Genomic DNA, 22,113 nt, shown 5'->3' on the forward strand with positions numbered 1-22,113 from the left:
TCCTGGGTTCATGGGCGGAATTCGTGGTCTCAGCGGTGACGCGCGGTGCCCGGCGGGGCGACTGCGGAGCCGGCACGCACCTCGGGACCGGCGCCGGGCACGGTCGGGTCCCCGGGGAACAGGCGCTTCCCGGCCCACAGCGACACGTAGACGAGGGCGACGAGCACGGGCACCTCGATGAGCGGGCCGACCACTCCGGCGAGCGCTTGGCCCGAGGTCACGCCGAAGGTGCCGATCGCCACGGCGATCGCGAGCTCGAAGTTGTTGCCCGAGGCGGTGAAGGCCGTCGTCGTCGACCGCGCGTAGTCGAGCCCGACCGCCTTCGCCGACAGCAGCCCGACGGCGAACATCACCACGAAGTAGGCGAGCAGCGGCAGCGCGATGCGCGCGACGTCCCACGGCTGGGAGGTGATCGCCTCGCCCTGGAGTGCGAACAGCAGCACGATGGTGAACAGCAGGCCGTAGAGCGCCCACGGCCCGAGCTTGGGCAGGAAGCGCTCCTCGTACCACTCGCGCCCCTTGGCCCTCTCCCCGAGCACGCGGGTGAGGAAGCCGGCGAGCAGCGGGATGCCGAGGAACACGAGGACGGAGACGACGATCGCCCAGAAGGAGAAGTCCGCCGAGGTCGTCGGCAGCCCCAGCCACGACGGCAGCGCCTGGAGGTAGAACCAGCCGAGCGCGCCGAACGCGACGACCTGGAACACCGAGTTGATCGCGACCAGCACGGCCGCGGCCTCCCGGTCGCCGCAGGCCAGATCGTTCCAGATGAGGACCATCGCGATGCACCGGGCGAGGCCGACGATGATGAGCCCCGTGCGGTACTCCGGCAGGTCGGCGAGGAAGATCCACGCGAGGACGAACATCAGCGCCGGGCCCACGACCCAGTTGAGCGCGAGGGACAGGAGCAGCAGGCGCTTGTCCCCGGTGACCCGGTGGGTCTCGTCATAGCGGACCTTCGCGAGCACCGGGTACATCATGACGAGCAGGCCGATGGCGATCGGGACGGACACCTGGCCGATCGCGACTGCATCGAGCGCCGCGCCGAGCCCGGGGACGAACCGGCCGAGCAGGAGGCCGGCGACCATCGCCAGCAGGATCCAGGCCGGCAGCCAGCGGTCGAGGAAGGACATCTCCCTCATCACCGGTACCGCCTCCGGCCGGGCATCGGTCGTGGTCATCGGCGTGCACTCCTCATATCGATATCCGTCGATGAAAGGCTACGCCCATTGATCGACGGGTGTCAATGTATAATGGGGCGATGACTGCAGCGACCGCTCCCGAGGTGATCCCCGGCTCGCCGCGCCCGTCCTCGCCCCGGCAGACCGTTCCGTCGAATGCCGGTGCCGCAGCCGAGGCGCCCTGCTGCTCGCTCACCGCCGCGCCGCTCGATGTCGAGCATGCCGAGCATATGGCGCTCAAGCTCAAGGCCCTCTCCGACCCGACGCGGCTGCGGCTGCTCTCCCACGTCGCCGCCCAGGGGTGCGAGGCGGTGTGTGCCTGCGACCTCACCGATGAGCTCGGCATCAGCCAGCCCACCGTGAGCCACCACCTCAAGAAGCTCGTCGACGCCGGCCTCCTCACCCGCGAGCAGCGCGGCCGCTGGGCCCACTACACCGTGATCCGCGAGGCCTTCGACGACCTCAGCGGCTTCCTCGCCCTGCGCTGACCCTGCTCCCGGGCACCCGCCGGCGCATCTCCACGTCGGGCGAGCGCCGCCACGGGCGGGGGTGCACTGGGGCTCACACGCCCGAGGCGTACCCGTCGCGCTGCGGGTCGGCGCCGCCGGCCAGCGTCCCTTCGAACCGGGTGAGTGCATGTACGCCGGCGAAGGCGTAGGACAGCGCCGAGCGCCGCACCTCGTAGCCCATGTCCTCCACCGCGGTCTGCACGCGCCGCGGGATCCGGTTGGAGATGTCGATCGCGTTCGAGGTGGCGACCACGCGCGGTGCCATGACCGCCTCCTGCGCGCTCATCCCGAAGTCGAGGATGTTCGAGATCCCCTGGGCCACCGCCGGGGTGATCCACGAAGCGCCCGGTGCGCCGATCGCCACCACCGGCTCATCGCCGGACATGACGACGACCGGGGCCATCGTCGTGTTGCGGCGCTTGCCCGGCTGGATCGAGTTCACGTGGCCCGGCCGCGGATCGAAGGTGCTCATGCCGCCGTTGAGCACGAAACCGGTGCCCGCCGGGATGTAGCCGGACGGGTTGCCGAGCGTGTGGGTGAGGGAGATCGTCAGCCCCGACTCGTCGGCCGCGCAGAGGTGCGTGGTGTGCCGGGATTCGTGGGATGAGACCTGCGGCCGGGCGGCGTCGACGTCGGCCTTCTCCCCGGAGCGCACGGCCCGGGCCGCCGCGTCGAGGGAGTCGGCGGTGAGGAGGGCCGCGAAGTCCTCCGGTGAGGCATCGGCCTCGTTCCACAGCCGCTCCTTGTCCCGCAGCGAGGTCTTCATCGCCTCGGCGAGGATCCGGATGTGCTCGGGGCTGTTGTGCTCGAGTGCGGAGAGGTCGAACCGGTCCATGATGCCCAGCGTCTGGAGCAGCTGGACCCCGCCGGCCGGTGCCGGGGCGGCGGAGACGGTGAGGCCCCGGTAGCTCGCGGAGAGCGGTGCGGGCTCGAGGAGCTCGTAGTCGGCGAGGTCCGCGGCGGTGAGGAATCCGCCGTCGGCGGCCACCGAATCGGCGACCGCCGTGGCGAGCTCACCGGTGTACAGCGCCTCCGCGCCGTGATCGCGGAGGTGGATGAGGGTGTCGGCGAGCTCCGGGTTGATGATCGTGTCGCCGACGCTCGGGAAGCTGCCGCCCTCGCCCAGATAGATGCGGCGGCCATCAGGCGTGATCGCGAGCTTCTCGCCCATGTTCATCCGCCCGTAGCGGCGCTCGTTCTGGGTGAGCACGGTGTACGTGTGGGGGCGGACGAGCCATCCCTCGCGGGCCAGCCGGATCGCCGCGGCGAAGAGATCGGCCCACGGCAGCGAGCCGAACCGTGCGTGGAGGCGGCCGAAGGCGCGCAGGGTGCCCGGCGTCATCACCGATTGGGCGCCGGTCTCGTTGACGAAGCCCGCCACCCGGTAGCCGAAGCCGTCCGTGGTGGGACCCAGCAGGTCGGCCTCCCACATGTCCGGGCGCACCCCGGCCGGACTCGTGCCGAGGCCGTCGATGATGTGGCGGGTGCCGTCCGGGGTGACGATCTGCATGTCGGCCATCCCGCCGATCCCGCACATGAGCGGGTCGACGACGCCCTGGACCATGGCCGCGGCGATCGCGGCGTCCACGGCGTTGCCGCCCGCGGCGAGCACCTCGACCCCGGCGTCGGTAGCCTCGGGCTGCGGGGTGGTGATCATCGAGCGGAAGCGGCGGGCGCGCGGTGTGGGGGTCAGCATGGGATCCACGCTAGCGGAGGAGAGCCGACCTGCTCAGTGGGGTCCGGTCGCCCTGATCCCACCCGGGCGGTGCGGCACGAGCACCGGCACCAGTCGGACCAGGAGCACCATGCCGAGGAGCTCGACGAGCGTCTGCGCGACGACCGCGAGCGGAGCGAGGGCGAGTTCCGCGGGCATGGCGAGGGCGAGCGGCAGGACGACGAGCGAGTTCCGGGTGGCGGTCGAGAAGACCACGGCGCGCGCACCGGGCACGTCGAGGCGGGCGCTGCGCGCGGCGAGCAGCCCAACCCCCACTGCGAGGACGAGGAAGACCGTATAGAGGGGAACGACACGGAGCACCGCGGTGATCTGCCCGCCGACCGCCGCGATCTGCGAGCCGATGACGACGACGAGGGTCACCATCATCAACGGCACCATGAGCGCCCCCGAGGCGTCGGTCGCCACCCGAGCCGACCGGTGCCGCCGCGCCAGGGCCTGCACGGCGGCTGCCGCCCCGAGGGGCAGGACGATGAGGACGAGGAATGCCCGGCCGAACGGCGCGAGGTCGACCGCGGACGCCGCGGTGCCGCCGGTGAATGCGAGGAGATAGGCCGGCAGGAGGAGCATCTGCACGAGCATGAGCAGCGGGGCCGCGGCGAGGAGCCGGTCGCGCGCGCCTCCCGCGAGACCGGTGAACACGATGACGTAGTCGATGCACGGGGTGAGGAGGACGAGGAGGACGCCCGCCGCGAGTCCGGGGTCGTCGGTGACGACGCGGGAGAGCGCGAAGACGATGATCGGGACGACGAGGAAGTTCGCCACGAGGACCGTGAGGAGGAAGCGGACATCGCGCAGCGCCCGGCCGACGGTGATGAGCGGGATGCCCACGAAGGTGGCGAAGAGGAGCAGGAAGAGCGCGGGCTCGATCGCGTGGGCGAGTGCGGGCGCCTGCGCCGGCAGACCGAGGCCGATCCCGGCCCCGACGGCGATCGCCACGAGATAGAGGGTGACCTGGTGGCAATCCCACCACTCCACGATTCTCTCCACGGGACCATCGTCCCAGACGACGCGCGGTGCACCGCAGACGCCGGGCGAGCACCGGCGGGCCCCGCGGGCGGGAGCACCCAGCACGACACCGCCGCAGTCGGCGATGACTGCGGCGGTGCCGGTCGTGTGCTCCGAGAGGTGCTGGGAACGGCCGCGGTGCTCAGCCGACGACGGTCTGGTGCTGCTCGGCCGGGGACAGGCTGCCCTGGAAGGTCTCGAGCTGGCCGGCGGTGGCCCGTGCATCGACTCCGGTGTTCGGGTCGAGGATGCGGAATGTGCCGTCGGCGGAGTCGTAGTCGGTGATGACCACGGCGTGGACGATGTGCGGGTTGACGCCCTGGGCGGCCCGGTAGTCGTAGACGTAGGGGAGCGCGTCCATGTAGCCGGTGATGATCGCGGACTTGCCGTCGCGCACCTCGTCGAGGGCACCGGTGAAGTCGGTGTCGGCATTCGCCGGGACGCCCTGCGCGTCGAGGATGCTGACCATGTGGGCTTCCACGGTCGGTCCCGAGGCGAGTCCGGTCTGTCCGCGGGCGGTCTCGATCGCAGCGCGCGGCCCCTGATCGTAGCCCTGCGGCTGGTAGCCCTCGGCGAGCATCGCGATGACCGCGGAGGTGGGGCCGCAGTCGGCGTCCTGAGTGGGCTGGCCCTGGAACTGGTCGATCGCCACGTAGGACGGGCTCTGCGTGCCGGAGGCCTCTGCGGCGGCGACGGGTGCGGTGCCGAGACCGATCGCGTCGGCCCCGAACCCGAATCCGGTGACCGCGACGGCGCCGGCGGCTCCGAGGACGCCGATCCGCTGGAGGAGGGGGCGGGTGGAGGAGTGTGCAGTCTGTACTGTGCGCATGAGTCTCGAACCTTTCGTATGGATTCCGTTTCGCAGCGGGCCGCGAGCTGTGATCGCAACCACGTCCACAACCTTGTCACCGGCGGATTCGTCCGACAAGCGGGCCTGCCATGCCGCCGGTGAACGCCAGGTGGACGGCATTTCGGAAATCGGTGCGTTGACGCTTCAACGATCGGGGCCGAGGCGCTCGCGCCTGCGCGTCGCCGCCCACAGCCTTCAATCAGTGTGCGACTCGATTTGAATACCTCTGTACTTGCTGGGAATGCGCGTGGCCGGGTCCCGGGCGGGGAGGCCGCGGCCCATGATCCGGGGACCCACCGCGACCGGCTCGTCCCCTACCGCCGAGGTGCGAGTCGGGTCAGACTGGCAGGAGCATCACCGGTCGCAGTCGACGGCCGGCACCGAGGGGGCAGGAGGCGCACATGCGGATCGGGATCGTGGGAGCAGGGATCGGCGGGCTGTGCGCGGCGATCGGGCTGCAGCGCGCGGGAGCACAGGTGACGGTGTTCGAGCAGGCTCCGGTGCTCCGCGCCGGCGGGTCCGGTCTGTCCGTGTTCGCCAACGGACTCCGCGCCCTCGACGTCATCGGCGTGGGTGACGCCTTCCGGCAGGCCACCTCGGCCGAGGTGCGGGAGCTGCGCGGAGGGCAGCGCCGGCCCGACGGCGCCTGGCTCGCGCGTATCCCCACCGAGGCCGTCGCGGAGCTCCGGGTCATCGACCGGGCGGTGCTCCACGATCTCCTCCTCGGCCACCTCGCCCCCGGCACGGTGCGCTCGGGATGCCGCATTGTCCGGGCGGATCCCGACGGGTCCGTGGTTGTGGACCCGGGCAGGGAGCCCGAGGCAGACGGCGCCCCGGCTTCCGGACAGGACGCCGAGGCCGGGCCGTCCGGGACATCGGACGAATCCTTCGACCTCGTCGTCGCCGCCGACGGGCTGCGGAGCACGGTCCGGCGCTCCTGGCCGGGCGACCCCGGCATCCGGTACGCCGGCTACTCCGCGTGGCGGGGCATCACCGACCGGCCGGTGGACCTGCACGGCGAGGCCGGGGAGACCTGGGGCATCAGGCAGCGCTTCGGCCTGGCACCCCTGTCCGACGGGCGCGTGTACTGGTTCGCGGTGGCGACGATGGCACAGGACGTGCGGATCGAGGACGAGATGGCGGCAGTCCGCGCGACGTTCGGGCACTGGCACGCACCCATCCCCGCGCTGCTCGAGGCGACGCCCGCGGACCGCGTCCACCGGTTGCCGATCAACGAGCTCGCCGGTCCGCTCCCGTCCTACGTCCGCGGCCGGACGGTGCTGCTCGGCGACGCCGCGCACGCTATGACACCGAACCTGGGACAGGGCGGGGGCCAGGCGATGGAGGACGCCGCCGTCCTCACCGTGGCGCTCGGCGGGCTCGCGCGGGATGACGCCCCAGATCCGGTGCAAGTGGGCTCCGCGCTCGCCCGCTACGACGCCCTGCGCCGACCGCGCTCCCAGCGCATCGCCCGGATGTCGCGCCTGGTGGGACAGATGGGGCACGTGAGGGGTGCTGCGGTGAGCCGGGTCCGAGACCAGGTGCTCCGCCTCACCCCGGAGCGCGCGCTCGTCCGGCAGATCCGACAGGTGCAGGGTTGGGAGCCGCCGGCGGGGTGAGGGCGGGCCGAGGGCCGCTCGGCGCCCCTCGGCCCACGCCCCTCAGGCCACGTGCGCGTCTGCCACTGCGAGCGCCTCGTCGAGCACCTCGAGACCGCGGATCACGTCCTCGTCCGGGGTGTTGAGCGGCGGCACGACGTGGATGCGGTTGAAGTTCGCGAACGCCAGCACACCGCCGGCCAGCAGTGCCTTCATGAGCTCCGCCATCGCCTTCGAGCTGCCGCCGTAGGGCGCCAGCGGCTCCCGGGTCGTCCGATCCTTGACGAGCTCGACCGCCCAGAAGCACCCGAGACCGCGCACATCACCCACGGACTGGTGGCGCTCGGCGATCTCCCGCAGGCGCGGGCCGATGACATCGGTCCCCAGCCGTGCGGCGTTCTCGACCATCCCCTCCTCGCGCATCGCGGTGATCGTCGCGACCGCCGCCGCGCAGGCGAGCGGGTGACCCGAGTAGGTCAGGCCGCCCGGATAGGTGCGATCGACGAAGGTCTCGTAGATCGGCCGGGAGATCGCCACCCCGCCCAGCGGCACGTACCCGGAGTTGACCCCCTTGGCGAAGGTGATGAGGTCCGGGGCGACGTCCCAGTGGTCGACGGCGAACCAGGCGCCGGTCCGCCCGAACCCGGCCATGACCTCATCGGCGATGTAGACGATCCCGTGCTTCCGGGTGAGCTCCCGGACGCCTGCGAGGTACCCCGGCGGCGGCGCATAGATCCCGGCCGTGCCGGGCACGGTCTCGAGGACCAGGGCGGCGATCCGGTCCGGTCCCTCGAGGAGGATCATGTCCTCGAGGTGGCGCAGCGCCCGCTCGGTCTCCTGCTCCTCGGTCTCCGATCCGAAGTAGCTCCGATACGGGTAGGCGGGCATGAAATGGACGACGCCTTCGGCCGAGTAGTCGTTGGGGAACCGGCGCGGATCACCGGTGACGTTGACCGCGAGCTGCGTCCCGCCGTGATAGCTGCGGTACGCCGAGAGCACCTTGTGACGGCCCGTGTGCAGCCGCGCCATGCGGATCGCGTGCTCGTTCGCATCCGCCCCGCCGTTGGTGAAGAACACGTGGTCGAGCCCGTCCGGTGTGAGCTCGGTGATGAGGCGCGCAGCCTCGGAGCGGGCATCGTTGACGTGCTGCGGGGCGATGGTGCAGAGCTTCCCCGCCTGCTCCTGGATCGCGGCCACGACGGCCGGGTGCTGATGCCCGATGTTCGTGTTCACGAGCTGGGAGGAGAAGTCGAGGAGCTCGCGCCCCTCGCCGTCCCACACCCGGGAACCCTCGGCCCGGAGCACCGTCATCGGGGAGAACGGTCCCTGGGCCTGCCAGGAGTGGAAGACGTGCGTCCGGTCGAGTTCATGGGCGCGCCGGCCGGCATCGATCTCGGCCTCGGTGATCGCGGCCTCGGATCGAGTGGTGGATTCGACGGTGGTGGTCATGGTGTGTCCTTCAGGTTCGGGTGCCGCTCAGGCGTTGGTCGGGAATCCGAGGTTGATGCCGCCGTGGCTGGGATCGAGCCAGCGCTTGGTGACGACCTTGCCGCGGGTGAAGAAGTGGACGCCCTCGGTGCCGTGGGCGTGGGTGTCGCCGAACAGCGAGTTCTTCCAGCCGCCGAACGAGTAGTACGCCATCGGCACCGGGATCGGGACGTTGACGCCGATCATCCCGACCTGGACCTCGTTCTCGAACCGCCGGGCGGCACCGCCGTCGTTCGTGAAGATCGCCGTGCCGTTCCCGTAGGGGTTCGCATTGATGAGTTCGAGCCCCTCGTCGTATCCGGCGACCCGCACGACGGAGAGCACCGGCCCGAAGATCTCGTCGGTGTAGATCGACATCTCCGGGGTGACTGCGTCGAACAGGGTCGGTGCGACGAAGAAGCCTTCACCGTCGGCGTCGACCTCCGGCGAGCGGCCGTCGACGACGAGGGTCGCGCCGGCTTCCACCCCGGCGTCGATGTACCCGGTGACCTTGTCCCGGTGGGCGGCGGTGATGAGCGGACCCATGTCGGTATCACGGGTCCCGTCGCCGGTGCGCAGCGTGCGGGTGCGCTCCGCGATCTTCTCCACGAGCGCGTCAGCGATCGAGTCGACCGCGACGACCGCGGAGATCGCCATGCACCGTTCACCGGCCGCCCCGTAGCCGGCGTTGACCGCCGCGTCGGCTGCGAGGTCGAGGTCGGCATCGGGGAGGACGAGCATGTGGTTCTTCGCCCCGCCGAGCGCCTGCACCCGCTTTCCGGCTGCGGTCGCGGTCTCGTAGACGTACCGGGCGATCGGCGTGGAGCCGACGAACGACACCGAGGCGACCCGCTCGTCGGTGAGGAGCGTGTCGACGGCCTCCTTGTCGCCGTGGACGACGGTGAAGACGCCGTCCGGCAGGCCCGCCTCCTGCCACAGGGCGGCGATCCAGTTGGCGGCCGAGGGATCCTTCTCCGAGGGCTTGAGCACGACGGTGTTGCCGGCCGCGATCGCGATGGGGAAGAACCACATCGGCACCATCGCCGGGAAGTTGAACGGCGAGATGATCGCGGACACCCCGACCGGCTGGCGCAGCGAATGGACGTCGACCCCGGAGGACGCGTTCTCGGTGTGGCCGCCCTTGAGGAGGTGCGGCATGCCGCACGCGAACTCGACGACCTCCTGGCCGCGGCTGATCTCACCGAGCGCATCGGCGAGCACCTTGCCCTGCTCGGCGGTGATGATCGCGGCCAGCTCCTCCTTGCGGGAGTTGAGCAGCTCGCGGAAGGAGAAGAGCACGGAGACCCGCTTCGACAGCGAGGTGTCCCGCCATCCGGGGAAGGCGGCGGCCGCCGAGGCGATGGCCGCCTCGGTCTCCGCGCGCGAGGCGAGCAGGACCTCACCGGTGCGCTCCCCCGTCGCGGGGTTGTGGAGCTCGCCGCGGCGCGCGTCGTCGGCGATCGGCGCCGGTGCGCCGTCGATCCAGTGGGTGATCGTCGTCATCGTGAGTGCCCTTTCGGCGGGTCGGGGAGGATGTGGTGGGCCGCCGCGCAGTGACGGCTCTCACACACAGGCTGGACCCGGTCCTCCGCGACGTCAACGTGCACAGTGTCAGGTCTCAAGGATGCCAGCTGACAGTCTGTACGGTTGGCCCATGACTCACATCGCTCCCGACTCCCGCTCGGAGTCCCCGGTGACCGTGGCGCGCGTGCTCGAGCTCCCCGACCTCGCGGCCGGTGCGCCCGAGGTGCTCTGCGGGCAGGATCTCCTCGGAACCCCGGTCCGGTGGGTGCACATCGTCGACACCGAGAACACCGGTGCGCTGCTCGAGGGCGGAGAGCTCGTGCTCACGACCGGATCGGTCTTCCGGCACTCCCATGACCAGGCGCGCAGCTTCTTCGACGACATCGAGGCGGCTGGGGTCGCGGCGGTCGTCGTCGAGCTCGTGGGCCCCGACGGAGCGTTCGACGCCGAGGCCCGCCGCCGCATCGGATCCGCCGTGGACGGCCGGGTGCTGCCGGTGGTCGTGCTCCACCGGCGTGCGCGATTCGTGCGCGTGACACAGGCCGCGCACCGGCTCCTCATCGGCGAGCAGGTCGCCCGGCTCGAGAGCGCGCGCCGGGTCCACGAGGTGTTCACCGGCTTGAGCCTCGAGGGTGCGGACGAGCAGCGCATCGTCGACACCGCCGCCGAACTCCTGGGCGCCGCCGTCGTGCTCGAGGACGCCGCTCACCGGGTGCTCGCGTTCAATGCCGCGGGTGGGAGCGTCGACGCCCTGCTCGCCGAATGGCCGGCCCGCGCGACCGGTGAGGGCGGCCGCACACGCGAGGCCGGCCCTGCCGGCTCCCGGGCGGTCCGGCTGCACACCCCTGTGGGGGTGAGCGGGCGGCGCTGGGGTCGCCTCGTGGTCCCGGACGCCGGGAGCGGGGCGGAGGCGGCCGCACATGTCCTCGAGCGCGCGGGGCAGGCGGTCACCCTTGCGCGGATGGCTGCGCAGGACCGGCGCGATCTGCTGCAGCAGGCGCGGACGGGCTTCCTCCAGGAGCTCATGGACGGTACGCTCACGGACCCCGGGCAGGCTCTCGCCCGGGCCGAGGCACTGGGCATGCGCAGCGCTCCGGTGTACCTGCCGTTCGTCCTGCAGCTCGAGCCGGTGCCCGGGGAGGATCCGACCGGGCTGCAGCTGCGCGAGCGGGCGGCCCTGGACGCGATGACGGCTGCCGCCCGTGCGCAGCGGTTGCCGGCGCTCGCCGGCGGTCTGCGCTCGGGGTCCTTCGCCGTCCTCCTCGGTCTCGGCTCCGCCGACGACGTCGACCGGCGGCTGGGGGACCTCCTCGACCGGGCCGACGCGCTCCTCGACGGCGGGCGCCCGGATGCCGCCGGCGCGAAACCGACATCGTGGATCGTCGGGGTCGGACCCGCGGCGGACTCGCTCAGCGGCGCGGCCGCAGGTCTCGAGGAGGCCGGCCGGACCGTCGAGGTCGTCGCCACGATGGAGGTGCACCGCCGCCCGTTCTATCGCTTCGGCGATGTGCGGCTGCGCGGGGTGCTGTCAGCCCTGCGGGAGGAGCCGCGGATGCGCGCCTTCGTCGAATCGGAGCTCGGCGGGCTGCTCTCCTCCGAAGGCCCCGCGGCGCTCGGATTCCTCCGCGTGCTCCTCGAGTGCGGCGGGAACAAGGCGGAGGCGGCCCGCCGTGCGAACCTCAGCAGGCCCGCCCTCTATGCCCGGATCGCCCGGATCGAATCGGTGCTCGGCGTATCCCTCGAGGACGCCGACTCACGGCTCGCGGTGCACGTCGCACTGCTGTGGCTCGAGGTCGGCGGTCGCCTGGACGGGCGGCGCTGAACCAGCGCGAGAACGGCGGCCGGGCGGGGCCTCGCGCAGTCTCCACCCCTCGCCTTGAATACCCCTAGGGGTATATGTCAGACTGGATCCATCAACCCGACAGACCCAGGAGACGCCATGCTTCTCGAACGCATCTACGACGAGGACCTCGCACAGGCCAGCTACTTCATCGGCTGCCAGGCGAAGGGCGAGGCCGTCGTGGTCGACGCCCGCCGCGACATCACCGAATATCTCGAGCTCGCCGCCCGCCACGGCATGACCATCACCGCTGTCACCGAGACCCACATCCACGCCGACTACCTCTCCGGCTCCCGCGAGCTCGCGGCTGCCACCGGTGCTCAGCTCTACGTCTCCGGCGACGGCGACGCGGACTGGCAGTACGGATTCGAGGCCACCCGCCTGCACGACGGTGACACCATCACGATCGGCAACATCACCATCCAGGCGCGCCACACCCCGGGCCACACGCCGGAGCACCTCGTGTTCCTCGTCACCGATGGCGCCTTCGCGGACGAGCCCGGGTACCTGCTCTCCGGCGACTTCGTGTTCGCCGGGGACCTGGGCCGCCCCGACCTCCTCGACGAGGCGGCCGGCGGCGTCGACACCCGGTTCGGCGGGGCGAAGCAGCTCTTCTCCAGTCTCAAGACGGTGTTCCTCGAGCTCCCGGACCACGTCCAGGTGTTCCCGGCCCACGGTGCCGGCAGCGCGTGCGGCAAGGCGCTCGGCGCCCTCCCGTCGACCACCGTCGGCTACGAGCGGAACTTCGCCTGGTGGGCCCCGTACCTGCGGAACGACGACGAGCAGGGCTTCGTCGACGAGCTCCTCGACGGGCAGCCCGACGCCCATGCGTACTTCGGGCGCATGAAGCGGGAGAACCGCGACGGCCCGCGCATCCACGGCGAGCTGCCGGAGCTGCGCCGGATGTCGACGGACGAGGTCGAGAAGGCGCTGCTGGCGGACGAGGCGATCTTCGTCGACACCCGCCCCAACACCGAGGTGCACGCCGGAACGGTCGCCGGGTCGCTCAACATCCCGGGCCCGGACAAGGCCGCGACCTACGGCGGCTGGGCCTACGACCCCGAGCGCGAATCGCGCGGGCTCATCCTGCTCGCCCCGGACCAGCAGACCGCCGCGGACTTCCGCGACCACCTGCTGCGCGTGGGCATCGACACCGTCATCGGGTTCACCCCCGACATCGACGGACTGCCGTCCACCGTGCCCGCGATGATCGCGCCGTCCGAGCTCGACTCCTTCGACGCCGCCCTCGTGCTCGACGTCCGCAACAAGACGGAGCACGCCGACGGCCACATCCCGGGATCCTCCCAGCTCAGCGCCGGACGCGTGCTGTGGAACCTCGATCAGCTGCCGCAGGACGGTCCGATCGTCACCTACTGCCAGTCCGGAGTCCGCAATTCCGTGGCCGCCAGTGCGCTGCGGCGCGAGGGCTACGACATCGTCGAGCTCGAGGGCAGCTACGCCGGATGGTCGGCATGGCAGGCCGAATCCGCGGAGGCCGCCCGATGACCGCCGCACAGACCGCCCCCGCACCCACGCGGATCACCGCGATCGACGCCGCCGAGCTCCGCTCACGAATCGCCGCGGACGAGCAGCTCACCATCATCGACGTCCGCACCCCCGGCGAGTTCGACACCGTCCACATCCGCGGTTCGTACAACGTGCCGCTGCCGCTCCTGTCGGAGCACACCCGCGAGCTCGCCGAGAGGCTCCGGGGCCACGTGGTCCTCATCTGCCAGTCGGGCAACCGGGCGCAGCAGGCCTGCGGGCGGCTCCACGGCGTCGGACTCGCCGAGGCGACCGTGCTCACCGGCGGCATCGCCGAGTTCGAGGCCGCCGGCGGAGACGTCGTCCACGGCACGCGACGCCGGGCGATGGACCGCCAGGTGCGGATGACCGCCGGGTCACTCGTGCTGCTCGGCGTGCTCGGCAGCAAGCTCATCTCCCCGAAGCTCAGTCTGCTCGCCGGCGCGATCGGGGCCGGACTCGCCTACTCCGCGGCGAGCGATTCGTGCGCGATGGCCTCGGCGCTGTCGAAGATGCCGTGGAACCGCACCGCGGCCGACCCGACGCTCGAGAACTCCATCCGCGCGATCCCAGCAGCACCGCACGCCATCTGACCCGCGTCCACCCGGGTGGGCCCCGGGTGGACGCCACCGCCCACACGACACGAAGGAGGAGGCGCAGTGGACCTCACCCTGATCGGTGTCCTCATCGCCGCCGTGGTGATCGGGGTCTCACTCGGTCTGCTCGGCGGCGGGGGATCGATCCTCACGGTCCCGCTGCTCACCTACGTCGCGGGACTCGACGCCAAGGAGGCGATCGCAGCATCGCTGTTCGTCGTCGGCGTCACCTCGGCGGTCAGTGTCATCGCCCACGCCCGCCGCGGCAACGTCCGCTGGCGGATGGGTCTGATCTTCGGCGCGGCCGGCATGGCAGGGGCGTTCGGCGGCGGCCTGCTGGGCGGACTCATCCCCGGGACCGTCCTCATGATCGCCTTCGCGCTCATGATGCTCGCCACCGCTGGTGCCATGCTCCGCGGGCGGAAGAAGCAGAACGTGACCGGAGACGCGGGAGAGCGGGCGCGCGAACTGCCCGTCGTGCGCATCGTTCTCGACGGCCTGGTCGTCGGCTTCGTCACCGGGCTCGTCGGGGCCGGGGGAGGGTTCCTCGTCGTGCCCGCGCTCGCCCTGCTCGCCGGACTGCCGATGACCGTGGCCGTGGGCACCTCGCTCCTCGTCATCGCGCTCAAGTCCTTCGCCGGGCTCGCGGGGTACCTCACCTCGGTGTCGCTCGACTGGGGACTCGTCCTCGGCGTCACCGCCGCGGCGATCGTCGGCAGCGTGATCGGGGCGAAACTGTCCTCGACGGTGCCGGAGGCCGCTCTGCGGAAGGGCTTCGGAGTCTTCGTGCTCGTCATGGGCGTCATCGTCCTGTGGCAGGAGCTGCCGGGTCCCTACGACCTCGCAGTCCTCGTGGCCGCCGCTCTCGCCGCGGTGCTCGCCGGAGTCTGCCTGCTGCTCGGCGACCGGTGCCCGCTGCCGGTGCGGGAACGCCGGGTGCACCGATCCGCATCTCCCACTCGAGAACCATCGATCCCGAAAGGACCGCAGACATGACCACCATCGATCTCACCGGCGACACCTTCGCCCGGACGATAGCCGACCAGGACATCGTGCTCGTCGACTTCTGGGCGAGCTGGTGCGGGCCGTGCCGGATGTTCGCCCCGGTGTTCGAGGCGGCCTCCGCCGAGCATTCCGACATCGTCTTCGCCAAGGTCGACACCGAGGCCGAGCAGACGCTCGCCTCCGCCGCCCGGATCACCTCGATCCCCACCCTCATGGCGTTCCGCGAAGGCGTGCTCGTCTTCTCCCAGCCCGGTGCGCTGCCGGCTGCGGCGCTCGAAGAGCTCATCCAGAAGGTCAAGGATCTCGACATGGAGGAGATCCACCGGGCCGTCGCCGCACAGCAGGCCTGACACCCGTCTCCAGCGCAGGGGCCCCGACCGGGGCACCCTGCGGGCAACCAGAAAGCGAGACCGACATGCGAACAGCCGATCCCGACACCCAGCGCAAGATCCTCAACCGCCTCAAGCGGGCGCGCGGACAGCTCGACGCCGTGATCCGCGCCGTCGAGACCCAGGGCTCCTGCCGCGAGGTCGTCACCCAGCTCGCTGCGGTGTCCACGGCCGTCGACCGGGCCGGCTTCATGGTCGTGTCCTCGGCCATGCAGCACTGCCTCATCGACCCGGAGGGTGCCGCCGAGGACGAGGACGGCCTCACCACCGACGAGCTCGAGAAGCTGTTCCTCTCACTGTCCTGACACCCACCGGCGCGGCCGTCCATCCGGATCGGCCGCCATCGACCGCGCCCGGCGGGCAGCGGACCCCCGATCACCTGTGCACCACCGACGAAAGGACCACGATCATGTGCCGAGCAGTGACCTGCAAGAAGTGCGGAAAGACCACCTGGGCCGGCTGCGGCCAGCACGTCGACCAGGTGATGAAGGGCGTCCCGCGCGCCGATCGGTGCAGCGGGCACCCGAAGGGCGAGAAGGAAGCCGGGAAGCCGGGATTCCTCGCCCGGCTCCTCGGCCGCTGAGACGGACGGCACCCACCGAGCGGCCGCCCGACGGGACCGCTGCACCCGCCGTCCCCCGCAGTCCGGTCGCCCGGTAGGGTCGAGGGTTCAGCCGCCCGCCTTCGGCACCCCAGGATTGGAGCCACCGTGGACAAACCCAGAGGACAGGACAGCTTCTCCCGGTCCTACCGATTCTTCGCCCGGATCGAGTACATCCTGCTCCACGTCTTCGGCCCCTCGACGGGCAACGGACGCAACGATCCGCGGGTGCGCAACCGCCGCGAGTACGAGCGCCGCCGCGAGCTCCACGAGCAGTGGCTCGCCTCGCAGGGGTCCAGCACCTGAGGACACGGCGGAGGGCCGCCGTCCTCCTATCGAGGATCAGGCCGCGCCGCCGCGATACCCTCGCTCCATGCCGCCCCGCTTCGTCACCGACGCGCACATCCGCGCCCATCTCACGCCCCGGCTCGCCGTCGAGACCATGCTCGCCGCGCTCGCCGACCACGGCCGAGGCGCCCTCACGGCACCCGCCCGCGTCACCGCAGGACCGCTGGTCTTCACCGCCGGCGCCACGCCCACCCATCACGGCTACCGGTCCTATGCCGCCGCCGGCGGGCCGGCCGCAGAGCAGGTCGTCGTAGCCCACAGCGCGGAATCCGGCGCGGTCGAGGCGATCGCGGTGGGGAACCTCCTGGGCCCGCGCCGCACGGGCGCACTCGGAGGTGCGGCCGCCTCGCTGCTCGCCGGGCCGGGGCCGCACACCGTGGCGGTCATCGGCTCCGGCGTGCAGGCCCGCAACCAGCTGTGGGCATTCGGCGGCGTCCTCGACATCGCCGAGGTGCGCATCCACTCGCCCCGCGTGGCCCGCCGCGAGCGTCTGGCCGAGCACGCCCGCACGGTGCTCGGCCTGCCCGCCCGGGCGTACGCCTCGGCGGCGGAGGCGGTGGGCGCGGCGACCATCGTCGTCCTCGCCACGGACTCCGCGAGCCCGGTGATCGACGCCGCCGGGCTCGCCCCCGATGTCCTCGTCCACACGCTCGGGGTCGCGGCCGGCGGTCGCAGCGAGATCCCGCCCGAACTGCTCGCCGGAGCGTTCGTCACCGCCGATTCCCCGGCCCAGCACCTCAGCGAGGCCGACCCGCTGCTGCCACTCGGCGGGGCCGAGGCGATCGTGCCGCTCGGGCGGGTGGCCGCCGGACTCGTGCAGGCCCCGCTCACCGGTCGGCGGGTCTACCTGTCCCGCGGGCTCGCCGGGACCGAGGTGGCGCTGCTCGCCGCGATCGGTGCTGCGGCGGCTGCCGGCTGATCGATGGCGCAGCGACCGGCTCAACCCACCGGCTCAGTCCCCCGGTCCGTCGGCGGTGTACCCGCTGATGGTCTCGGTCCCGTCCGGCGCACGGTGGATCACCGGGCGCAGCCCGCGGCATCTGTTGAGCGGCTCCGGCGGGCCGTCGGTCGAGAAGCGGACGGAGCGCACCTGTCCGGGTGCGACGAAGATCGCCGAGGTGCCGATATTCACCTGCACCGGCGCACCGGGGCTCAGCTCATCGGCCAGGGACGCGTGGTGGACGCCCCACCACCGCTCATCGCCCTCGAGCAGCCGGCCGCTCAGTCGGCCGTCCTCGGCCGCCTCGGTGATGACGGCGTCCTGCCAGCGCTCGGGGTGCTGGCCGAGGAGCCGGGCCTGGATGAAGTGGATCTCGTGCCCCGGGGAGGTGCGGCGGCACTCCTCGGCGCCGGGCACGCGCGCCAGGGTGGTCCGGGGGTCGAGGCCGTGGTCCCGGGGGTCGAAGTCCGGGGTGCGGTGCTCAGTGGATTCGGTCATCATTCCTCACTCGGATCGGTCCGTGCTCTCCGTGAGGGCGATCGGCACGCAGCGCGCTCGACCGCCCGTTAGGGAGCGGTGCAATGGGCGACGCGGCTGCGGACTCGCGAGGCACCACCAGTCTGCCGCGTCGGCCGGAACACGTACCCGGAGCACGTCATCCGGGGTCACCCGGTGACACCTGCTGTCATGGAGGGTCACCGGGTGCCACGGCGGAGTGTGGGCGCGTGCCGATCCGAGCGGGCGGATCCGCCGGCACCAGGCCCCTGGGCCGCCGCAGGCCGACACATTGTGAGACGGATGTCTCAATCATTGACATCCGCGTAGAATCGCGGAAATCAGCCGACATTCCAGACGCACGACCCGAAGGAGCGACCGATGCCGGACGCCGCACTGCGAGACGACACCGCCCGACCCGGCGACCCGCGAGCTGCCGCGAAGGAGGCGCGCAGCGGCTACATCGCCGTCACCGTGTTCCCGCTCCTCATCATCGCCGGCGGCGTCGTCGGCTATCTCGCCGCCGACACGGTCTCCCAGGCGGCACCGGCGGTCAACACCCTGCTCGGCGTCGTGATGTTCACGATGGGGCTCACTCTCCGGCCGGTCGACTTCGCCCTCGTCGCCAAGCGCCCGCTGCCGGTGCTGCTCGGCGTCATCGCGCAGTTCGTCATCATGCCGCTCGTCGCGCTCCTCGTCGTCGTCCTCCTCCAGCTGCCGCCGGAGATCGCCGCCGGCGTCATCCTCGTCGGCTGCGCGCCCGGCGGCACCGCCTCGAACGTCGTGGCGTACCTGGCCCGCGGCGACGTCGCCCTGTCGGTGACGATGACCTCGGTGTCCACGCTGCTCGCGCCCCTCCTCACCCCGCTGCTCACCCTGTGGCTGGCCGGGCAGTACATGCCCGTCGCCGCCGGCGACATGGCGCTCACCATCGTCAAGATCGTCCTCGTCCCCGTGGTGCTCGGCGTCGTCGTCCGGCTGCTCCTGCCCAAGGTCGTCGTCCGGCTGCTGCCGGTCCTGCCCTGGCTGTCCGTGCTCACCATCGCGGTGATCGTCGCGATCGTCGTGTCCGGCAGCGCCGACCGGATCATCGAGGCCGGACTCCTCGTCCTCGCCGCCGTCATCCTCCACAACGTGGTCGGGATGGCGCTCGGGTACGGTGCGGCCGCCCTGTTCCGCCTCCCGCTGCCCTCGCGCCGCACCGTCGCGATCGAGGTCGGGATGCAGAACTCGGGCCTCGCCGCCGGCCTCGCCGCGCAGTACATGAACCCGCTCGCCGCCCTGCCCGGAGCGGTGTTCTCCGTGTGGCACAACGTGTCCGGCGCGCTCTTCGCCCTGATCTGCCAGAACCTCGACCGCCGCAGGGCGCGCACCGCAGAATCCCCGGCCCCGGCGCCCGCACCCGAGGCGCGGTGACCTGCGACGCTGCGAGCCGCCGGTGACCCCTCCGCCGGCCCGTTCCCGGTGGTGCGGCCGGTAGGCTCATGAGCATCATGCCGGACACCGAGACCCTCATCGACGCGCTCGGGATCGAGCTGTGGCGGATCCCGCTCGTCGTGCTGTCCGCGATCGCGATCTATCTGACGTTCCTCGTCTTCGTCAGGGTCTTCGGCGCCCGCGTGCTCGCGGTGACCTCGAGCTTCGACGTCGTCGTGACGATCATGTTCGGCGCGGTCGCCGGCCGCGTCATCCTCGGCCACCCGCCGACGCTCGCGGCAGGAGTGATCGGCCTGTTCACGCTCATGGCCGCCGAGGCGGTGTTCGGGGCCGTGCGGAACTGGCGGGGGATGCGCCGCGTCCTCGAATCGACCGGGGTCGTCGTGATGGCGCACGGCAGGGTGGTCGACGAGCACCTGCGGCGGTCCCACGTCACGTACAGCGACATCATGGCCGCCCTGCGGGCGCGCGGCGTACCGAACCCCGACCTCGTCCAGTGCGTCATCCTCGAATCGACCGGCGGGCTCTCGGTCTTCGACTCCGGGGAGCCGGTCGACCCGCGCATCCTCGATGGCGTCGTCGGCGCCGAACTCGTCACCGCAGGTGCTCCGACGGATGCGGAGGTGCGCGCTGCCGGGTCGCGCTCCGCCCGGGCCTCCTCTCCCGAGGGGACCGGCGGGCGCTCGCCCGGTGTGCCGGAGTCCGGCGATGGGGCGGGGCAGAGCGCGGGCGAGGCGCACCGCCCGGGGCACGGACCCGCCGACGGCCCCCGACGCTGACCGGGATCAACCGTGACCGGGATCAGATGAGCAGACCCAGGCGGAGCGCGTCGAGGATCGCGGAATGGATGGTGCGGCTGCTCACCGCGTCGCCGATCCGGAACAGGTCGTAGCCGGCCGCGCCGCTGCCGGAACCTTCCGAGCCGCCGCCGGAACCTTCTGCACTCCCCGCCCCTCCCGCGCGCACAGCCACCGGGAGCTTGCGGCTCCGGGCGGCGAGCGGGTCGCGCAGTGCCTGCTGGTCCACCGCGCCGCCGTTGCGCGAGCCCGGCTTGAGCGCGGTGTAGAGCTCGGCATTGGGGATCGTGCCGTGGTCGACGACCACCGCATCGACCTCGAACACGGCGTCGGTGTCGGAGTACTCGTTGCGCAGGGTGGCACGCAGCCGCCCGTCGGCGCGGCTGACGTCTGCGAGCCTCTCCGCCAGGCGCACCTCGACCCCGCGGCGGCCGAACACCTCGAGGTAGGCCGGCGAGTTCATCGAGCCGACGTCGATCCCGATCATCCGCTCCGGTGAGGCGTAGACGACCTCCGCGCCGGCCTCAGCGAGCCGCTCCACCGCGTCGAGCGCGGGATTGAGCCCGTGGTCGTCGTACACGAGCACCCGGCCGCGGCGCGGGAGCTGATCGGTCATGACGTCCCAGACGTCGTGGACGAGCCTCTCCCCGGGGGCCACCGCGGAATCCGGCAGCCCACCGGTGGCGATGACCACCGCGTCCGGGGCGAGACCCGCGATCATCTCCTCGTCCGCGAACGCGGAGAACCGGAACTCCACCCCGTGCTTGAGCGCCTGCTGCCAGCGCCAGTCGACGATCCCGATGAGGTCGCGGCGGCGCGGGGAGCGCGCGGCGATCCGCACCTGCCCGCCGTACTCGCCGGCGGCCTCGAGCACGGTCACCCGGTGGCCGCGGACCGCACACACGCGGGCCGCCTCGAGCCCGGCCGGGCCCGCCCCGACCACGACGACGTGCCGGGGACGGGCCACCTCGCCGGCGGGCACCACCTGCGGCAGGGTGAGCTCGCGGCCGGTCGCGGGGTTGTGGATGCAGTGCGCGGCGCCGGACACGTAGATGCTGTCGAGGCACAGGTTCGCGCCCACGCACGGACGGATGTCGTCCTCCTGACCGGCGGCGATCTTCTCCACGAGATGCGGGTCGGCGAGGTGCGCGCGCGTCATGCCCACGAGGTCCACGCAGCCGTCGGCCAGCGCATGCCGGGCGGTCGGGACGTCGGCGATCCGGGTGGCGTGCATGATCGGGATCGTGATCCGCTGCCGGATCCGGCGGCACACGTCGAGGAACGGGGCGGACGGCGTGCCCATGCCGGGGATCGTCGAGGCGAGCGCTCGGTCGGAGTCGAGCCGGCCCTTGATGAGGGAGAGGAAGTCGATCCCGTGCTCGGCGTACACCTGCAGGATCTCCACCGCGTCGTCCTCGACGAGCCCGTCCGCGCGGCACTCGTCGACGCTCATCCGGATCCCGACGAGGAAGTCGGGCGGGACCGCGGCGCGCACCGCGTCGATGACCATGAGGGGGAACCGCAGCCGGTTCTCCAGGCTCCCGTTGTACTCGTCCTCGCGGTCGTTGAGCCAGGGGGACACGAAGGCGTCCATGAGGTGCCCGTAGTGCTGGAGCTCGAGGCCGTCGAGGCCGGCCGCGGCCACCCGCCGGGCCGCCGCGGCGTAGTCGGCGACGATCCGCTCGATGTCCCAGTCCTCGGCCGCCTTGGCGAATGCGCGGTGCTGCGGCTCGCGGTAGCGGCTGGGCGCGACGACCGGCAGCCAGCCCCCGGCATAGTTCGAGGTCCGCGCCCCGAGGTGGGTGACCTGGATCATCACCGCCGCCCCCGCCCCGTGGCAGTCGGCGGCGAGTTTGTCGAGCCAGGGCACGACCGCGTCGGTGGACAGGTCGATGTTGCCGAACGCCGCCGGCGAGTCCGCGGACACGCACGCCGAGCCGCCGATCATCGTCAGCCCCACCCCGTCGCGCGCCTTCTCCAGGTGGTAGACGCGGTAGCGGTCGGTGGGCATCCCGTTCTCCGTGTACGCCGGTTCATGGGAGGTCGAGACGATGCGGTTGCGCAGCCGCAGCGGACCGAGGTCGAAGGGTTCGAGCAGGATGTCCGATGACATGGGGTGCTCCCGTGGACGAGAGGCGGCGAGTGATCGGTAATCGATTACCGATAGGATGAGTATAGTGATGTGCATCACAGTGATGTCAAGGGTCCGGTACGCACCGATCGCGGAGGCGCACCGGGGTGTCGGCACCGCGTCGACCCGAGACGGGAGGAGCGA

Annotated in this window: 22 protein-coding genes; 14 read left to right on the plus strand and 8 right to left on the minus strand. The window is 71.8% G+C overall.

Annotation, left to right across the window (positions count from 1 at the left end; all coding sequences use genetic code 11):
- Window positions 1-29: 29 nt before the first annotated feature.
- The gene (gene arsB, locus ABD883_RS00810; protein WP_345029107.1) at window positions 30-1,178 is read right to left on the minus strand and encodes an ACR3 family arsenite efflux transporter; all 1,149 of its coding nucleotides are present in this window, start codon (window positions 1,176-1,178) and stop codon (window positions 30-32) included.
- Window positions 1,179-1,258: 80 nt separating this feature from the next.
- Between arsB and ABD883_RS00815 the strand changes: the two genes are divergently transcribed.
- Entirely contained in the window at window positions 1,259-1,666 is a 408-nt protein-coding gene (locus ABD883_RS00815) for an ArsR/SmtB family transcription factor (RefSeq protein WP_295687141.1), read from the plus strand.
- 73 nt (window positions 1,667-1,739) lie between these two features.
- On the opposite strand, the gene ABD883_RS00820 is transcribed toward ABD883_RS00815, so the two are convergent.
- The 3 genes from ABD883_RS00820 to ABD883_RS00830 all read right to left on the minus strand — a co-directional run bounded on the left by ABD883_RS00820 (window position 1,740) and on the right by ABD883_RS00830 (window position 5,256).
- On the minus strand, window positions 1,740-3,383 hold the full coding sequence (locus ABD883_RS00820) for a gamma-glutamyltransferase family protein (protein ID WP_345029108.1): 1,644 nt from the start codon (window positions 3,381-3,383) through the stop codon (window positions 1,740-1,742).
- A 33-nt stretch (window positions 3,384-3,416) separates the two neighbouring features.
- Window positions 3,417-4,409: an arsenic resistance protein gene (locus tag ABD883_RS00825; protein WP_345029110.1), complete on the minus strand. Its 993-nt coding sequence runs from the start codon at window positions 4,407-4,409 to the stop codon at window positions 3,417-3,419.
- Between the two features lie 160 nt (window positions 4,410-4,569).
- Complete coding sequence (locus tag ABD883_RS00830) at window positions 4,570-5,256, minus strand: cysteine peptidase family C39 domain-containing protein (protein ID WP_101652931.1); 687 nt, start codon at window positions 5,254-5,256, stop codon at window positions 4,570-4,572.
- On the opposite strand from ABD883_RS00830, the gene ABD883_RS00835 reads away from it, so the two are divergent.
- Window positions 5,255-5,497 carry a hypothetical protein gene (locus ABD883_RS00835; RefSeq protein ID WP_345029112.1) on the plus strand — a complete coding sequence of 81 codons (243 nt, stop codon included), beginning with the start codon at window positions 5,255-5,257 and terminating at the stop codon, window positions 5,495-5,497. The two genes, ABD883_RS00830 and ABD883_RS00835, sit on opposite strands and share 2 nt — an antisense overlap.
- A 181-nt stretch (window positions 5,498-5,678) precedes the next feature.
- Entirely contained in the window at window positions 5,679-6,896 is a 1,218-nt protein-coding gene (locus ABD883_RS00840) for an FAD-dependent monooxygenase (protein WP_345029113.1), read from the plus strand.
- A gap of 42 nt (window positions 6,897-6,938) precedes the next feature.
- On the opposite strand, the gene ABD883_RS00845 is transcribed toward ABD883_RS00840, so the two are convergent.
- A complete protein-coding gene (locus ABD883_RS00845) occupies window positions 6,939-8,324 on the minus strand; it encodes an aspartate aminotransferase family protein (RefSeq protein ID WP_247424286.1) in 1,386 nt (461 codons plus the stop codon).
- A 27-nt stretch (window positions 8,325-8,351) separates the two neighbouring features.
- Window positions 8,352-9,845, minus strand: coding sequence for a CoA-acylating methylmalonate-semialdehyde dehydrogenase (locus tag ABD883_RS00850; protein ID WP_345029115.1), 1,494 nt, complete (start codon window positions 9,843-9,845; stop codon window positions 8,352-8,354).
- A 151-nt stretch (window positions 9,846-9,996) separates the two neighbouring features.
- Here ABD883_RS00850 and ABD883_RS00855 point away from each other — a divergent pair, with 151 nt between their 5' ends.
- From ABD883_RS00855 to ABD883_RS00895, 9 genes are all read left to right on the plus strand, one after another.
- Complete coding sequence (locus tag ABD883_RS00855; RefSeq protein ID WP_345029117.1) at window positions 9,997-11,688, plus strand: helix-turn-helix domain-containing protein; 1,692 nt, start codon at window positions 9,997-9,999, stop codon at window positions 11,686-11,688.
- 117 nt (window positions 11,689-11,805) lie between these two features.
- Window positions 11,806-13,212 carry an MBL fold metallo-hydrolase gene (locus ABD883_RS00860; protein WP_345029118.1) on the plus strand — a complete coding sequence of 469 codons (1,407 nt, stop codon included), beginning with the start codon at window positions 11,806-11,808 and terminating at the stop codon, window positions 13,210-13,212.
- On the plus strand, window positions 13,209-13,823 hold the full coding sequence (locus ABD883_RS00865) for a rhodanese-like domain-containing protein (protein WP_345029120.1): 615 nt from the start codon (window positions 13,209-13,211) through the stop codon (window positions 13,821-13,823). The genes ABD883_RS00860 and ABD883_RS00865 overlap by 4 nt, the downstream gene beginning before the upstream one ends.
- Window positions 13,824-13,889: 66 nt before the next feature.
- On the plus strand, window positions 13,890-14,822 hold the full coding sequence (locus ABD883_RS00870) for a sulfite exporter TauE/SafE family protein (protein ID WP_345029121.1): 933 nt from the start codon (window positions 13,890-13,892) through the stop codon (window positions 14,820-14,822).
- Window positions 14,819-15,181, plus strand: a complete 363-nt coding sequence (trxA, locus tag ABD883_RS00875; protein ID WP_345029123.1) for a thioredoxin — start codon at window positions 14,819-14,821, stop codon at window positions 15,179-15,181. Before ABD883_RS00870 ends, trxA begins: the two co-directional genes overlap by 4 nt.
- Window positions 15,182-15,246: 65 nt before the next feature.
- Window positions 15,247-15,525 (plus strand): metal-sensitive transcriptional regulator, encoded by a 279-nt coding sequence (locus ABD883_RS00880; protein ID WP_137318551.1) that lies wholly within the window; start codon window positions 15,247-15,249, stop codon window positions 15,523-15,525.
- Between the two features lie 104 nt (window positions 15,526-15,629).
- Entirely contained in the window at window positions 15,630-15,803 is a 174-nt protein-coding gene (locus ABD883_RS00885) for a hypothetical protein (protein ID WP_345029125.1), read from the plus strand.
- Window positions 15,804-15,929: 126 nt separating this feature from the next.
- Window positions 15,930-16,127 (plus strand): hypothetical protein, encoded by a 198-nt coding sequence (locus tag ABD883_RS00890; protein ID WP_137318552.1) that lies wholly within the window; start codon window positions 15,930-15,932, stop codon window positions 16,125-16,127.
- A gap of 67 nt (window positions 16,128-16,194) precedes the next feature.
- A complete protein-coding gene (locus tag ABD883_RS00895; protein WP_345029126.1) occupies window positions 16,195-17,088 on the plus strand; it encodes a hypothetical protein in 894 nt (297 codons plus the stop codon).
- A gap of 33 nt (window positions 17,089-17,121) precedes the next feature.
- Here ABD883_RS00895 and ABD883_RS00900 read toward each other — a convergent pair whose 3' ends face one another.
- Window positions 17,122-17,607 (minus strand): hypothetical protein, encoded by a 486-nt coding sequence (locus ABD883_RS00900; RefSeq protein ID WP_137318554.1) that lies wholly within the window; start codon window positions 17,605-17,607, stop codon window positions 17,122-17,124.
- Window positions 17,608-17,985: 378 nt separating this feature from the next.
- On the opposite strand from ABD883_RS00900, the gene ABD883_RS00905 reads away from it, so the two are divergent.
- Complete coding sequence (locus ABD883_RS00905) at window positions 17,986-19,020, plus strand: bile acid:sodium symporter family protein (RefSeq protein ID WP_345029128.1); 1,035 nt, start codon at window positions 17,986-17,988, stop codon at window positions 19,018-19,020.
- 68 nt (window positions 19,021-19,088) lie between these two features.
- Window positions 19,089-19,820: a DUF421 domain-containing protein gene (locus tag ABD883_RS00910; protein WP_345029129.1), complete on the plus strand. Its 732-nt coding sequence runs from the start codon at window positions 19,089-19,091 to the stop codon at window positions 19,818-19,820.
- Between the two features lie 22 nt (window positions 19,821-19,842).
- On the opposite strand, the gene ABD883_RS00915 is transcribed toward ABD883_RS00910, so the two are convergent.
- Window positions 19,843-21,951, minus strand: coding sequence for an oxidoreductase (locus ABD883_RS00915; protein WP_345029131.1), 2,109 nt, complete (start codon window positions 21,949-21,951; stop codon window positions 19,843-19,845).
- Between the last annotated feature and the right edge of the window lie 162 nt (window positions 21,952-22,113).

Source organism: Brevibacterium pityocampae, assembly GCF_039541555.1.
Lineage (GTDB): Bacteria > Actinomycetota > Actinomycetes > Actinomycetales > Brevibacteriaceae > Brevibacterium > Brevibacterium pityocampae.